The organism is Actinophytocola sp. (assembly GCF_036555685.1).
Lineage (GTDB): Bacteria > Actinomycetota > Actinomycetes > Mycobacteriales > Pseudonocardiaceae > Actinophytocola.
The window spans coordinates 1-14,287 of the sequence record NZ_DATBKY010000111.1; the positions used below are offsets into that span (position 1 = coordinate 1).

Below are 14,287 nucleotides of genomic sequence, written 5' to 3' on the forward strand. Positions count from 1 at the left end.
GGGCCTCGTCGCGCTCAAGAGCGCCTACGGCGGCGCGATGATGTTCACCGTCATCGGCAGCATGGTGGGCATCATGCTCGGCCCGATCGGCATCGGCATCGGGCTGGTGCTCGGGCACCGCGGGCTGCGCGAGGAGAAGAAGCGCCAGATCGCCAAGCGGCGCAGCGACGCCAAGAACGAGATGCGCAAGTACTGCGACAAGATCACGTTCGTCGCGGCCAAGGACTCGAAGGACACGCTGCGTGGTATCCAGCGCGAGCTGCGTGACCACTACACCACGCTCGCCGAGGAGCTGACCAAGTCCAACGCGAAGGCGCTGACCGCGGCGACCGAGGCGGCGAAGAAGTCCCAGGCGGACCGCGACAAGCGGCTCAAGGACGTCGAAGCCGAGCTGACCCGCATCGGCCAGCTGCGCGACCTGGCGCGGGCGGTGGCCAAGTGACCACCCTCGTCGACCGGACCCGGACCGTGCTCTCGCACGCGTGCGAGGTCTACCGCGGCACCCCGCACGCGCAGCGGCTGGCCGGGTTGCGTGCCCGGCTGGACCAGCCGCTGCGGGTGGCCGTCGCCGGCCGGGTCAAGGCGGGCAAGTCGACGCTGCTCAACGCGCTCGTCGGCGAGCGGCTCGCGCCGACCGACGCCGGCGAGTGCACCCGCATCGTCACCTGGTACCAGGACGGCCACACCTACCAGGTGCAGGCCAGCCTCGACCGGCAGCCGCCGCGGCAGCTGCGCTTCACCCGGGAGAACGGGCAGCTCGACATCGACCTCGGCGGGCTCGCGGCCGACGACGTGTCGGAGCTCGTGGTGACCTGGCCGGCGCAGGCGCTGCGCGCGGTGACCCTCGTCGACACGCCCGGCATCGGCTCGCTGACCGAGTCCGCGTCGCGGCGCACGTGGGACCTGCTGGTGCCCGACGAGGAGGAGACGCCGGCCGACGCGGTCGTCTACCTGATGCGCCACCTGCACGCCGGCGACGTCGAGTTCCTGCGCGCGTTCCACGACTCGGAGGTCTCGCGGCCCAGCCCGGTCAACGCGATCGGCGTGCTGTCGCGGGCCGACGAGATCGCCGTGGGCCGGCTCGACTCGATGGCCTCCGCGCGGCGGGTGGCGGCCCGGCTCGGCGCGGACCCGAACGTGCGCCGGCTCGTGCAGTCGGTGCTGCCGGTGGCCGGGCTGCTCGCCGAGACTGCGGTGACGCTAACCGAGGATGAGGTCGGGCAGCTGCGCAAGATCGCCGACCTCGAGGTGGCCGACGCCGAGGAGCTGCTGCTGTCGGCCGACCGGTTCGTCTCGAGCCGCCCGGAGCTGGGCCTCACCGAGATCGAGCGCAATGCGCTGCTCGACCGGTTCGGCCTGTTCGGCGTGCGGCTCGCGAGCACGATGCTGCGCCGCAAGGCGGCGGCCACCGCGACCGACCTGGCGCGCGAGCTGGCCGAGCGCAGCGGGCTGGGCGATCTGCAGGAGCTGCTGTCGTCGCTGTTCTTCGAACGGCGCGACGTGCTCAAGTGCCGCTCGGCGCTGCTCGCGGTGGCCGAGGTCGTGCGGACGCTGTCGCTGCCCGGCTCGGACTCGCTCGCCGCGGAGGTCGAGTCGGTCGTCGCGTCCGCGCACCCGTTCAACGAGCTGCGCGTGCTGTCCGGGCTGCGGTCGGGCTGGGTGTCCGGAAAGGACGATGTCGTCGCCGAGCTGGAGCGGGTCATCGGCGGCGCCGGAGGCGCGACCCACCAGCGGCTGCGGCTGCCCGCCGACGCCGCCGCCCCGGACCTCACCGCGGCGGCGTCCGAGGCGCTGTCGCGGTGGCAGCGCCGCGCGGAGAACCCGCTCACCACCTACGAGCTCGCGGTCGCCGCCCGGGTGGCCGTCCGCTCGTGCGAAGGCATGTTGGCAGACCTGTCCCGTCCCTGAACCCAATCCGGAGCTTCCCCATGTACGCACTCGGCATCGACCTCGGCACCACGTTCACCGCCGCGGCGGTATGGCGTGACGGTCGCACGCAGATCGTGTCGCTGGGTGGTCGCGGCGCCGCGATCCCGTCGGTCGTGCTGCTGCGCGAGGACGAGACGTTCCTGACCGGCGAGGCGGCGAACAGACGCGGGCTGACCGAGCCCAACCGCGTGGCGCGCGAGTTCAAGCGGCGCCTCGGCGACACGACCCCGATCCTGCTGGGCGGCACCCCGCACTCGGCCGAGTCGCTGATGTCCCAGCTGCTGCGGGCCGTCGTGGCCGAAGTGGTCTCTCGCGAGGGCGGGGCGCCGTCCTCGGTGTGCGTGTCGCACCCGGCGAACTGGGGCCCGTACAAGATCGACCTGCTGCGGCAGGCCGTGCGCATGGCTGACCTGCCGTCGGTCACCTTCGCCACGGAGCCCGAGGCCGCGGCGGTGAACTACGCGCAGGAGCAGCGGCTCGGCGTCGGCGCGGTGGTCGCGGTGTACGACCTCGGCGGCGGCACGTTCGACGCGGCCGTGCTGCGGCGCACGCCCACCGGGTTCGCGATTCTCGGTGAGCCGGAGGGCATCGAGCGGCTGGGCGGCATCGACTTCGACGCGGCGGTGTTCAACCACGTCCGGACGTCGCTGGGTTCGAAGCTCGACGACCTCGACGAGGACGACCCGGCCGCGATCTCGGCGGTGGCGCGGCTGCGCGAGGAGTGCGTGGCGGCGAAGGAGGCGCTCTCGGCCGACACGGACACGGCGATCCCGGTGCTGCTGCCGTCGGTGACGACGGAGGTTCGGCTGACGCGTGCCGAGCTGGAGGCGATGGTGCGGCCGTCGCTGCACGGCTCGATCGAGGCGCTGCAGCGCGCGGTGCGGTCGGCGGGGCTGGAGCCCGACCAGCTGCACTCCGTGCTGCTGGTCGGCGGCTCGTCGCGGATGCCGATCGTGGGGCAGCTGGTGTCGGCCGAGCTCGGCCCGCCCGTGGCGGTGGACACGCATCCGAAGCACGCGGTCGCGCTGGGAGCGGCGTGGCTCGCGGGCGGCGCGATCGGCGGGCTCGGGGGTGGCGTGGCCCCCGGGGTTGGCTCAGGTGCACCGGGCGGACCGGGTGGCGGGTCCGCTGCCGGTGGGCCGGGCCGGGCGGGAGGGCCCGGTGTGGGTGCCGCCGCGGGGCTGGCCGCAGGGGCCGGGCTCGGGGCGGGCCTCGCGGCCGGCGCGGGGCAGGGGACCGCGCCGGCCGCCCGGCCGACCGCCGGCTCGGGACCGGCCGGCCGCGGCGCCGGTCCGGCCGGACCGGGAAGCGGTCCTGCAGCGCAGGGTGCCGGACCGGGAGCGGGCGACGGCACGGCGCCGGGTGGCGGCCGGATCGGCCGTGGCCAGGGTGCCGGCGCGCCGGGGGAGTTCGGTGCGGCGCCCGCCGCGGGGCTCGGCGGCCCGGCGACGCCGCCCGGCGGCTTCGCCGGTGGGCGCGGGCCGGGAACCGGGGTGCGCGGACCGGATGCCGGACCGGGGACGCCGCCGGGTGGTCTTCCCGCCGGGCCGGAGGCGGCCTTCCGCGCCGCGGCCGGGACTCAGCGGATCCCGCCGGGTGGCACCCGCACGCCACCCGGCGGGATGCCTGCCGGTGGCGGACCACGGCCGCCGGCAGGTGGCGGGCCGCGGACGCCGGCCGGGGGGATACCGACCGGGCGGGGCGGCGCGCAGGCGACCTCGCCTCTCGAGACCGAGCGCGAGCCCATCGGGCCCCCGCCGGAGACGGGGGACAAGCGGCGGCGCGTGCTCATCGGCGCGTCGGCCGTCATCGTGCTCGTCGTGCTGGCCGTGGTCGCCCTGGCGCTCAACGTCTTCGGCGGCAACAACGAGAACCCGCGGACCACCGCGGCCGGTCAGCAGCCGGCCTCCAGCACGCCGCAGGACTCGCTGCCTCCCGACGAGCGGTGCACCGACGCGATCAAGGCCAACCCGCGCTGGGTCTGCCTCACGTCGGCCGTCATCGCCGACGGGAAGATCATCATCGACTACCGCAACGACGGCAAGCCGTTCAGCATGGACGCGATCCACATCCACATCTACGGCAGCGACGGCAAGAACCCGCCCGCCGGCATCATGGGCGCGCAGGTCCCGGAGAGCGAGCAGGGCGAGTGGTACAACACGGCCGACAAGCCGGTCGTCCTCGACGTGACGGACAGGCACTTCGTCTCCGCGATCGGGGACGCGAAGAAGGTCTGCGCCCGCATCGCCAACGCCGACCACATGCTCGTGCGGGACAAGAAGGGCAAGTACGTGACCGGCAACTGCGTCCCGATCAGCCGGACCGATTCCACCGAGACGTCGCAGGAGCAGAACGGCAACGGGAACGGCAACGGGAACGGGAACGGCAACAACGCGCCGCGCACCGATGAGCCGACCACGACGACACCACCGACGACGACCACCACACCACCGACGACCGACGACACCCCGCCCGACGCGCCGCCGTCGGCTCCGTAACCGAAGACGGCGAAGGCCGGGCGATGGCCCGGCCTTCGAGCGGCGGTTGGTTCACGACGAACGGCCGGGCGAGTGCCCGGCCTTTCGTCGTGTGTGCGGCAGTCAGTCCAGATCGTCGAGGTCGCCGGTCTCGTCGGCGTCGTCGGCCGGGACGACGTCCAGGTCCACGTTCTCCGGCTCCAGGTCGTTCCAGGCCGCGTCCTCCTGCCCGTCGGCGTCGTCCGCCGCCGAGGACGGTCCGGAGTCGTCGGCGGAGTCGTCGGGCGAGCCGTCAGGGGAGTCGTCGGCGGGTGCGCCGCCGTCGTCGACCGAGCCGGAGCCGAAGTCGAGGGCCGCCGGGTCGTGGTGGGCGGAGCCGGAGTCCGGAGACCACGGACCCGCCCCGTCGTCGGGGCCGGCGGACAGGTCGCCGGACATGTCGTCGAGCTCCGGCGGACCTTCCGGCGCCGTCGTGAGCAGGCCGAACCAGTCCTGCGCCGGCGGCTCGTCCGCCGGCTCCGCCGGGACGGCCGAATGCGTCATCACGTACGGGGCCAGGTGCTCGGCCACGTCCACCGGTGCGGTGTCGGCATAGCTCACCACCGCCTCCGCCACCAGGTCGGGCGGCAGGTCGGGATGGCCGTTCGCGGCCAGGTACGCCTCCGGGGCGCCGTGCGCCCGCGCGGCATCCGCGTCGCCGACGAGGTCGGACAGCAGCTCGTGTAGAGGACGCCCAGAAGCCATGTCACCACCTTAGGAACCCGGGCCGGTCCACGCGTCGGGGAAACCCCCACCGGACCCCCGAACCGCCGTGGCGCCGGTCACCCGCCCCGGCGTAGCGGCTGGTCGAGCAGCCCGGTCCGCACGGTGAGCGCCACCGCCTGCAGCCGCGAGTTGACGCCGAGCTTGGCCAGCAGCGACTGCACGTGGGTGCGCACGGTCGTGACCGAGACGCTCAGTGCCCGCGCCATCGCCCGCGTGTTCAGCCCCCGGACCAGCAGCTCCAGGCACTGCCACTCGCGCTCGGTCAGGTGTCCGGCCAGCCGGTGGGCGCTCTCGGCGTCGTCCGGCAGCCGCGGGACGGGCGGCGCCACGGCTGCGCTGCCGGTCAGCCGGGCGATCCGGGAGAGCTCGTTGTCGATCATCGCAAGCCGCTCGCGCACGTCGCGCGGGACGCCCTCGTCGGTCCGGATCGACTCGACCTGCCGGCACAGCAGCGCGATGTCGCTGCCCACGGTCCTCAGCACGGTCGCGTGGGGGGCGTCGCCGCCCCGGTGTCCCGTGGCGTGCCTGTCCATCCCGACCACCCCAAACGCTCGCAGGTCAGCGGCGGTCCACCCCGCCCGGCCCTACTGCCCCGCCCGTTCATCGCGTGGGAGGCGAAACCGTTTCACCTGATCGTGGCGTTGACAATGATGTTGTCCCGGTAACTTCGGGCGGCGGGGTCGAACGCACCCCCACACGTGACCAACCGCAGCATCGCGACGGGCTTCGGCGAGTAGACGAGCTCGGTCGGGAACGCCGCCTTCGACACCCGCCTCGCCGAGTCGACCACGAACGTCACCGAGCTGTGGTCGGCCCGCGCCACGACGACCTGATCGCCCCGCCGCAGCTCGGTGAGCCGGAAGAACACGCCGGGCCCGGTGTAGGAGTCGACGTGCCCGGCGAGCAGCGCTGGCCCGTTGTCCCCCGGTGCCGGACCGGCGCTGAACCATCCGGCCACGTCGGTCGCCCGCGGCGGCACGAGCGCGCCGCTCGCGGCCACGCCGATGTCGGCGATCCGGCTGTCCACACCGATCGCCGGGATCCGCAGCCGGACCGGCCGGGCGGCGCTCGCCGCGGGTGCCGCGGGCGCGTCCGTCCACGTGGGAGTCGTCGTCGGCGTGGGGACCGGTGCCCAGTTCGGCGCCGACTTCCTTACCGGCGGCGGGGCCGGGGGCGCGGGCAGGGCAGCGGCGGCGACCGGCCGGGCCTGGGCCACGACGGCGGGCTGGTCCGCGCCGAGCGCGCCCACGCCCGTCACGAGCAGGGCGGTCACCGCGCCGGCCAGCGTGGCGGTACGGCCCACCGCCACGCTGGTCCTGCGGTGCCGGCCGCTCACGCGGCCCGGCTGGTGATCCGGTTGCGCCGCCTGGTCAGCACCAGCGCACCGCCCGCGGCCGCGGCGGCCACGAGCAGCACGAGCCGCAGCCCGGTGTCCGAACCGGACGGTCCACCCAGGCCGGTCTCGACGGCGCCGTGCGGCACGACCTTGGCGCCGCTGGCGTCCTGCCGGACCCCGGCGGACAGCGCGCCGTTCTTCTCCAGCACCAGCACCGTGTAGACGCTGCCGGTCGCCAGCGTGACCGGCAGGCTCGTCGGCTCGGCCTGGACCGGCTGCACCGTGAGCGAGGTCGGTCCACCCGGGACGTACACGTAGGAGCTCGCGTCGCCGAACGCCACGTGCTCGATGACCGCGGTGCCCGCGCGCTTGATGCTGAGGTCGCCCGCGTGCGGCGCGGCGTTCACCACGCGCATGCGTGCCTGGCCGGCCGGCGGCAGGGAGATCTCGTCGTCGAGGACCTTCAGCGCGAGGTCGGCGAACGAGCCGAGGCCGGCCACCGTGTACGCCCGGCCGTTCCGGGCGGACAGCGTGGTCGAGATCGCCGGCTTGGTCGACGGGGGTGCGCCGGCCGGCCGCATCGCGATCGTGTACTCGCCCGGCTGGATCGTCTGGTAGTCCGACACGTCGCCGTACCCGACACCGTTCACGCGCAGGTGGAAGTCGGGTCTGCCGAACGCGGTCAGGTACACGTCGACGCGTGGCGTGTCCGGCGACAGGTGCGCGAGGCGCAGGTACGACTCACCGGCCGCGGCCGATGCCGGCGGCACGCCGATGAGGGCGGCGGTCAGCGCGCCGGCGAGCGCCACCGCGCCCCACGTCTTCGGTTGGAACTTCCTCATGGGACCAGCCCTTCATCCAGTAGCCCCCTCCAGCGACTCCGGCACGCGCCACCCGATCGCGATCCCCTCCGGTGTGGGCCGGGCGACGTCCGGCGCGAACGGCGACTCCTGCGCGGCGAGCCAGCTCAGCACGGCCTCGCTCCCCGCCTGTCCGTCCGATGTGGATACGACGATCGTGCGGTCGGGCAGCCCCGAGCCGCGCTCGTGCGGCGAGTTGCCGGTCCGGACGAGCCTGATGTCGTACTCGGCGCACAGGCCGGCGAGCACGGCCATGGCACGCAGGTCGACCCGGCCCGCGACCAGCGCCGCACGCGCCTGCGAGGACGGCGTCAGGTGCTCGTTGCGCACGAGCTGCGCACCCGCCCGCACGCGTGGCGCGGGGTCGAGGTAGCTCTCGTCGAGCAGCGTCGTGACGAGCGTCAGCCCGCCGAAGCGGCCGAGCATGTGCCCGCCCGACGGCTTCCCGTGCAGGACGACCAGACCCTCGGCGGGCTCGTCGCCGGCCCGCCGCACCGCGGTCCGCGGATGCGTCCGCGCGAAGTCGCGGTGCAGGTCGGCCCACACGTCGGGGGGCACGGTCAGCGTGCTGCTCGCCTCCAGCTGGCGGCCGACCCACCGGGCGAGCGCGAGGTGGTCGGCGGGCGGCGCGGCCGGGGGCGCGATCAGCAGGCCGGCGACGGCCGCCGCGGCGGTGAGCGCGGCGGCCACCCCACCCGCGAGGGCCGGCGCGGGGGAGCGCACGGCCGCGTCGAGCAGCAGCGCCGCGATGACGGCCGCGGCGGCCACGAGCGCCGGCAGGAGCACGCCGGCCTGCGCGCCGACGCCCGCCGCGAGGCCGACGCCGGTCAGCGTGCCGACCGACAGCGGCCGGATGCGGGGTACGACGAGCCCGGCGCCCGCGGTGATCGTGACCGCGGCCAGCAGCGCGGGCCGCTGGATGCCGGTGAGCACGCCGCCGGTCGGCGCGAGCATCAGGTCCGCCCGCCACAGCAGCGCCGCGATGCTGGCGGTCGCGAACAGCACGACCGCGGCGTGCCCGCGCCAGGTGGCGTCCGGCTCGTACCGCTCGACGTCGAGGAACCACAGCCACGTGGTGACGGCGACGCCGGCGGGGATGATCAGCAGCGGTGCGGTCGCGGCCGCGGCGAGCCCGGTGGCGAGCGTCAGCAGCGCGGCGACCGCGACGAGCAGCAGCCGGTCGCGGGCGAACGCCCGCGCGAGCAGGAGCGCCCCGACCGCGGCGAGGCCGAGCCACGCGGCGGCCACCAGTCCCGGACCGATCGGGCCGAGCACCGCGACCGACGGCCCGACGGCCGCGAGCACGGCGAGCGCGGCCGCGCTGACCAGCGGGTGCAGCCGCAGCAGGACCGTGAGCACGAGCAGCGCGGCGAGGAGTACCACGAGCGCGACCACGGACAGCTCGCGGGCGCTGGTGAGCACGCTGCCGTGGCGGCCGAACGGGTCGGTCAGCCACGCGTACGCGGCGAGCTGGCGGTCGGTGGCGGCGAGCGGACCGGGCACGCCGCCACCGAGGCCGGCGAAGCGCTCGTAGCCGGACCGGCTGAGCGTGACCTCCGCGGCCGAGGCGGGCAGTACCGGCAGTACGGCCACGACCCGGGCGACCAGCGCCACCGCGGCGGCCGTCCACAACGCCCAGCCCAGCGGCACCGACCAGCGGACCGCCCGGCGCTCGCGGGCCGGTTCGTCGTCGGGTGCCGCGCGCGGTTCGGGCACGGTGGCGGCGGGCGCCTCGATCCGCCCGGCGGTCGTCGGGTGGCGGGCGAGCGTGGCCCGCAGCACGCCGACCGCGTCGACGATCCGCAGCAGCGGGAAGAGCGGGCCGGCGAGGAGGTAGCGCGGCTGGCGGGCGGCGACCGCGGCCGCGAGGGTCAGCAGGACGTCGGCCGCGACGAGGCCGCCGGCGAGCTCCACCGGCGTGCCGGCCGACCGCGCCGCGTCGAGCGGGGCCCAGTCCAGCGGCAGGGCGAGCAGCAGGACCGCGAGCGGCACGAGCGTCGTGACCAGGGCCGCGACGAAGAGCTCGAGCAGCTGCGCGGCGAGTGCCGGGCCGACCCGCCCGCGATGCGCGGTCTGCCAGAGCCCGGCGACCGCGCGGCGGGTGAGCCTGCGGTGGTCGCGCAGCCGCAGCGAGGTGGCGGTGACCGCGGGTGCGCCCGGGCACAGCGTCACCCGGCCGAGGCGGCGGCGGTAGACCTGCAGCGTCAGGTCGAGGTCCGGCTCGACGAGCCCCGGCGGGTCCAGCTCCAGCTCGGCCAGGACCGCGGTCCGGTAGATCCGGCCGACCGCGGGCAGCCCGCGCGCCACGGTCGCCGGCGGGCCCTTCGGTCCCCGGCCGAACGACTGGGTGAGCACGTACCGGCGGGCCCGGTACGCGGCGAGGATCCGGCGCGGCGGCAGCCAGTCCGGCGCGACCCGGGCGTCGACGGCCGCCACGCCGGGGTCGGCGAACAGCGGCAGCGCGCGCTCGAGATGCCCGGGCGCGAGCCGGATGCCGACGTCGAGGACGAGGACATAGGAGAACCGGTCGAGCAGGTGGAAGGCGTGCACGCCGGCCGCGACGGCGCCGGCCGTGGTGAGCGTGCCGAGCGTCTCGACGACCTCGGCGCCGAGCCGGTGCGCGAGCCCGGCGGTGCCGTCGGTCGAGCCGTTGGACACCAGGTGCACGTTCTCCGCCGGCACGACCGCACGCGCCGTGGCGAGCGCGTCGAGGATCCGGTCCTCCTCGTCGTGCGCGACGACCAGGATCGCGACGCCCGCGGTCGCGGGATCGACGGGGCGTGCGGGGGCGGGGCGGCGCCGGCGGCGGGCCAGCCAGACCATGCCGTGGACGAGGAGGCTGGGCCCGATGACGATGAGCGCGACGAGGCCGGCGACCATCATGCGCATACCCGCGCGCCGTCGGCGAAGAGGCTCAGCTCACTCGCTCCCACCTGCAGGACTGTGCCCGACGGCGGCGCAAAGGCCCTCATGCAAATGCATGAGGGCCGTTGCCTGAGCCTGGTAAGAAGGCGGTCGCCCTCACCCGTGAGGGCGAGGGCGACCGTCGATGAGGGGATTACCTACCTGGTGTCAGCCCGACCCCGCGTGCGGCGCAGGTAGATCAGCGCGCCGAGGCCGCCGAGGATCAGGACGCCGCCGATGACCGACGGGACCAGGATCGAGGCGCCGGTCTCGGCGAGGTTGCCGTCGACGTCCTCGTCGACCCCGTTGCTGCCCTGCGCGATGGGCGGCGAGCCCTGTGCCGCGTCCACTTCCTGCCACGTGGCTTCCGCCTTCGCCGTCAGCGTCGTCTTGTCCGACTGCGCGACGATCAGCGACTGGGTCGGCTTGCCCTCCAGGTAGTCCTGGCCGACGAACAGGCGACCGGTGTCGACGTTCGCCGCCGCGGTCAGGCGGAAGGCCGCCCCGCCGTCCTCCATCTCCGCCGGCACGTCGAAGAACAGCTGCGAGTCGTTCTTGATCTGCGCGGCCTTGACCTGCTTGCCGTCGGCGTCGGTGATCCGCACGCCGGGGGGCAGGGCGGTGGAGAGCTTCGAGATCGTGCCGGTGGTCTTCACCGTGAACGGCCCGATGCGCTCGCCGGCCGTACCGGACTTCGACTTCGGGTCGATCTGCAGCGCCGCGGTCGGCTCGTCGCGCAGGCCGACGTTGTCCGGGCCGATCAGGAACTCGTACAGCGCCAGCACGTCGGCGCCGGAGCGTGCGTCACCGGGCACCGGGTCGGTCTGGTTCAGGTCGGTCCGGTCGCTGAAGTGCCAGATCGCGGCCTGCGTGCCGGCCACGGCCTCCTGGACGGACAGCGCGCCGTCGTTCAGCGCGGTGCCGCGGCTGGTGAGGACCTGCCCGAGCTCCGTGGTGTTCTTCTCCGGGAACCCGTTGTGCAGGATCCAGTTGATCATTTCCTTGTTCTCGTTGAACGGCGAGCGCTGGTCGGGGTAGTCGGACCAGTCCTTCTCGACGAGCGGCTGCGCGCGGTCGAGCCCGGTGTCGATCTCGACGCAGTACGTGCCGAGCTTCGTGCCGTCATCGAGGGTCAGCCCGATCAGCTGCGTCGAGAGGTCGTTCTTGAAGCCGTCGCCCACGTCGACGTTCAACCCCAGTGCGCCGCCGTCGACGGTGCCGGTGACCGGGTCGGCGGACGCCGGTATGGCCGCGGACATCATCAGCACCACCGCGGCGCCAGTGACTCCCGCACCCGCACGGGCTAACTTGAACCTGCTGGCCATGACTCTCCTTGTCAGTCCCACGAACAGCCCTCGTGAACGCGTCCCCACCGGTGCGGGCAACAGGGAGAGCCCGCGGAGCGGAGGCGCGCATGCCTGGGTGCCGCCGGAGCCGCCGAGGGCGGTGACACCGGTAGCACACCCGAATACGGAACCGGTTGGCCCAGCGTTCAAAAATTGCTGGTCGTCGGCGCAAGACCGTTACAAGTGCGAACGAACCCGGGTCAGCGCGACGAGAAACCGCTGTTGAGCATGCACAGCGACCGATCGAGCAGTTCGGACAGATCGCTGTCCTCGTGGTCGAGCCACTGCTCGTAGGCCGACAGCGCGATACCCAGCGCGGCCCACGCGATCGCCTGCGGCTGCAGGTCGCCCTCGGGCAGCCCGAGCCGGTGTCCGGCGAACTCGGCCACCACCTGGCGCCAGGCGGCGAACCGCAGCGTCGAGTGGGCGAGCAGGGTGGGCACGCGCAGCAGCAGCGCCATCCGCTCGCGGTGGTAGCGGACCTCTGCCGGCGGCATGCGGTTGAACTCGATCGTCGCGATCCGCACCGCCTCCATCAGCGGCGTGCCGTCGGGGATCCGCGCGAAGTGCTTGCGCATGTCCTCGAGCCGCTCGTCGAAGTCGCCCCAGGGCAGGTCGTTCTTGGACGCGAAGTAGCGGAAGAACGTCCGCCTGCCGATGCCGGCCGCGGCCGCGATGTCGTCCACGGTGGTCGCATCGAACCCCTTGGCGGCGAAGAGCTCCAGGGCGAGGTGGGTCAGCTCGTCCCGGGTCGTCGCCGGCCGCCGGCCGGGCCGAGGCGCACCGGGCGCGGCCGTCCCGGCCGTACCGTTGCGCGCACCGTCGTCCGGCAATTCGCCCCTCCCGAGGTCTTCCTTCTGGCACTGGGTGCCATTAGCGTGGGCAGCGCAAAGATGCACTCAGTGCCGAAACTCTACGTCACCGGTCGAGCACACGGGAGGAGGCACGCGATGGGGCGTGTCGATGGCAAGGTCGCGTTCATCACCGGGGCGGCGCGCGGGCAGGGCCGCAGCCACGCCGTCCGGCTCGCGCAGGAGGGCGCGGACATCATCGCGGTCGACATCTGCGGCCCGATCCCGAACCTGCAGTACCCGCACGCCATGCCGGAAGACCTGGCGCAGACGGTTAAGGAGGTCGAGGCGCTCGACCGCCGGATCGTCGCCGCCGAGGCCGACGTCCGCGACCGCGACGCGCTCAAGGGAGTCCTCGACGACGCCGTGGCGCAGCTCGGCCATCTCGACGTCGTGGTGGCCAACGCGGGCATCTGCATAATGGCGCCCTGGGACGAGGTCACCCCGGAGGTCTGGCAGCAGACGATCGACATCAACCTCACCGGGGCGTGGCACACCGTGCAGCTTGCCGCGCCGCACCTCGTCGCCGCCGGCGGCGGGTCGATCGTGCTCACCAGCTCCGCCGCGGGCCTCAAGGGCCTGCCGTTCCTCTCCCCGTACGTCGCCGCCAAGCACGGCATGGTCGGGCTGATGCGCGCGTTCGCGCACGAGCTCGCCGAGCACGACATCCGCGTCAACTCCGTGCACCCGACCGGTGTGGACACCCCGATGGGCGCGGGCGACGGCGGCGAGCTGCTCCAGCGGTGGATCGGCGAGCACCCGCGGCTCGGCGGGATGTTCGTCAACAGCCTGCCGGTCGAGGTGACCCAGCCCGCCGACATCAGCAACGCCGTGCTCTTCCTCGCCTCCGACGAGGCCCGCTACGTCACCGCGCTGACCATGACCGTCGACGCGGGCAACACCCAGTACTGACAGGACTTCAACACTGACAGGACTTCGACGAGGAGGACGAAGACATGGGAAAGCTGGACGGGAAGGTCGCGTTCATCACCGGTGCGGCCCGCGGCCAGGGGCGTAGCCACGCCATCCGCCTGGCCCAGGAGGGCGCGAACGTCATCGCCGTCGACATCTGCGGGCAGATCGCGAGCGTGAGCTACCCGATGGCGACTTCGGAGGACCTCGCCCAGACCGTCAAGGAGGTCGAGGCGCTCGACCGGCGCATCGTCGCCACCGAGGCCGACGTGCGCGACCGGGCCGCGCTGCAGGCCGCGTACGACGCCGGGGTCGCCGAGCTGGGCGTCGCCGACATCGTGCTCGCGAACGCCGGCATCGCGCCGATGTCCATGGAGGTCAAGCCGAACGAGTGGCAGGACGTCATCGACGTCAACCTCACCGGCGTCTTCCACACGGTCGAGGTGGCCACGCCCTCGATGATCGAACGCGGGCAGGGTGGCGCGATCGTGCTGACCAGCTCCACCGCCGGCATCAACGGCATCGGCGGCGGCGCGCCGGGCGGGCTCGGCTACACCGCGGCCAAGCACGGCGTGGTCGGCTTGATGCGCTCGTACGCGAACCTCCTCGCGCAGCACCGGATCCGCGTCAACACCGTGCACCCGACCGGCGTGAACACGCCCATGATCGTCAACGACGTGATGCAGGAGTTCCTCGCGGCCGACCCGCAGCTGTCCCAGGCGATGTCCAACGCGCTGCCGGTCGACATGGTCGAGCCGGTGGACATCTCCAACGCGATCCTCTGGCTGGTCTCCGACGACGCGCGCTACGTCACCGGCGTGACGCTGCCCGTCGACGCCGGCTTCACGAACAAGAAGTAGGGAGGGGAAACGTGCCGTGAGCAGGCCACCTGACCAGAGATCGAGAG

11 protein-coding genes and 1 pseudogene are annotated in these 14,287 nt (G+C 73.9%); 5 read left to right on the top strand and 7 right to left on the bottom strand.

All coding sequences use genetic code 11. From position 1 onward, the window contains the following. The 3 genes and pseudogenes from VH969_RS11655 to VH969_RS11665 form a co-directional block, all read left to right on the top strand. Positions 1-442 (top strand): annotated as a pseudogene (locus VH969_RS11655) (Isoniazid-inducible protein iniA); the annotation flags it as partial. Next, complete coding sequence (locus tag VH969_RS11660) at positions 439-1,908, top strand: dynamin family protein (protein ID WP_331973713.1); 1,470 nt, start codon at positions 439-441, stop codon at positions 1,906-1,908. The pseudogene VH969_RS11655 and the gene VH969_RS11660, both read left to right, overlap by 4 nt. 20 nt (positions 1,909-1,928) lie before the next feature. Next, positions 1,929-4,427: an Hsp70 family protein gene (locus tag VH969_RS11665; protein ID WP_331973714.1), complete on the top strand. Its 2,499-nt coding sequence runs from the start codon at positions 1,929-1,931 to the stop codon at positions 4,425-4,427. Positions 4,428-4,529: 102 nt separating this feature from the next. On the opposite strand, the gene VH969_RS11670 is transcribed toward VH969_RS11665, so the two are convergent. The 7 genes from VH969_RS11670 to mftR form a co-directional block, all read right to left on the bottom strand. Further along, the gene (locus VH969_RS11670; RefSeq protein ID WP_331973715.1) at positions 4,530-5,150 is read right to left on the bottom strand and encodes a hypothetical protein; all 621 of its coding nucleotides are present in this window, start codon (positions 5,148-5,150) and stop codon (positions 4,530-4,532) included. Between the two features lie 77 nt (positions 5,151-5,227). After that, a complete protein-coding gene (locus VH969_RS11675; RefSeq protein WP_331973716.1) occupies positions 5,228-5,704 on the bottom strand; it encodes a helix-turn-helix transcriptional regulator in 477 nt (158 codons plus the stop codon). A gap of 92 nt (positions 5,705-5,796) precedes the next feature. Beyond that, positions 5,797-6,507: a class F sortase gene (locus VH969_RS11680; protein WP_331973717.1), complete on the bottom strand. Its 711-nt coding sequence runs from the start codon at positions 6,505-6,507 to the stop codon at positions 5,797-5,799. Continuing rightward, positions 6,504-7,349 (bottom strand): DUF4397 domain-containing protein, encoded by an 846-nt coding sequence (locus VH969_RS11685; protein ID WP_331973718.1) that lies wholly within the window; start codon positions 7,347-7,349, stop codon positions 6,504-6,506. Before VH969_RS11685 ends, VH969_RS11680 begins: the two co-directional genes overlap by 4 nt. Before the next feature lie 12 nt (positions 7,350-7,361). After that, positions 7,362-10,256, bottom strand: a complete 2,895-nt coding sequence (locus VH969_RS11690) for a glycosyltransferase (RefSeq protein WP_331973719.1) — start codon at positions 10,254-10,256, stop codon at positions 7,362-7,364. A 173-nt stretch (positions 10,257-10,429) separates the two neighbouring features. After that, positions 10,430-11,596: a thioester domain-containing protein gene (locus VH969_RS11695; RefSeq protein ID WP_331973720.1), complete on the bottom strand. Its 1,167-nt coding sequence runs from the start codon at positions 11,594-11,596 to the stop codon at positions 10,430-10,432. A gap of 221 nt (positions 11,597-11,817) precedes the next feature. Continuing rightward, positions 11,818-12,450, bottom strand: a complete 633-nt coding sequence (mftR, locus tag VH969_RS11700) for a mycofactocin system transcriptional regulator MftR (RefSeq protein ID WP_331973721.1) — start codon at positions 12,448-12,450, stop codon at positions 11,818-11,820. A 117-nt stretch (positions 12,451-12,567) separates the two neighbouring features. On the opposite strand from mftR, the gene VH969_RS11705 reads away from it, so the two are divergent. Together VH969_RS11705 and VH969_RS11710 are read left to right on the top strand one after the other, a co-directional pair. Continuing rightward, on the top strand, positions 12,568-13,380 hold the full coding sequence (locus VH969_RS11705; RefSeq protein ID WP_331973722.1) for a mycofactocin-coupled SDR family oxidoreductase: 813 nt from the start codon (positions 12,568-12,570) through the stop codon (positions 13,378-13,380). Between the two features lie 44 nt (positions 13,381-13,424). After that, positions 13,425-14,240, top strand: coding sequence for a mycofactocin-coupled SDR family oxidoreductase (locus VH969_RS11710; protein ID WP_331973723.1), 816 nt, complete (start codon positions 13,425-13,427; stop codon positions 14,238-14,240). Positions 14,241-14,287 lie beyond the last annotated feature (47 nt).

Coding starts and splice junctions, on each gene's coding strand:
- VH969_RS11665 (WP_331973714.1), top strand. CDS start 1,929: ATGTACGCACTCGGCATCGACCTCGGCACCACGTTCACCGCCGCGGCG.
- VH969_RS11670 (WP_331973715.1), bottom strand. CDS start 5,150: ATGGCTTCTGGGCGTCCTCTACACGAGCTGCTGTCCGACCTCGTCGGC.
- VH969_RS11675 (WP_331973716.1), bottom strand. CDS start 5,704: ATGGACAGGCACGCCACGGGACACCGGGGCGGCGACGCCCCCCACGCG.
- VH969_RS11685 (WP_331973718.1), bottom strand. CDS start 7,349: ATGAGGAAGTTCCAACCGAAGACGTGGGGCGCGGTGGCGCTCGCCGGC.
- VH969_RS11690 (WP_331973719.1), bottom strand. CDS start 10,256: ATGCGCATGATGGTCGCCGGCCTCGTCGCGCTCATCGTCATCGGGCCC.
- VH969_RS11695 (WP_331973720.1), bottom strand. CDS start 11,596: ATGGCCAGCAGGTTCAAGTTAGCCCGTGCGGGTGCGGGAGTCACTGGC.
- VH969_RS11705 (WP_331973722.1), top strand. CDS start 12,568: ATGGGGCGTGTCGATGGCAAGGTCGCGTTCATCACCGGGGCGGCGCGC.
- VH969_RS11710 (WP_331973723.1), top strand. CDS start 13,425: ATGGGAAAGCTGGACGGGAAGGTCGCGTTCATCACCGGTGCGGCCCGC.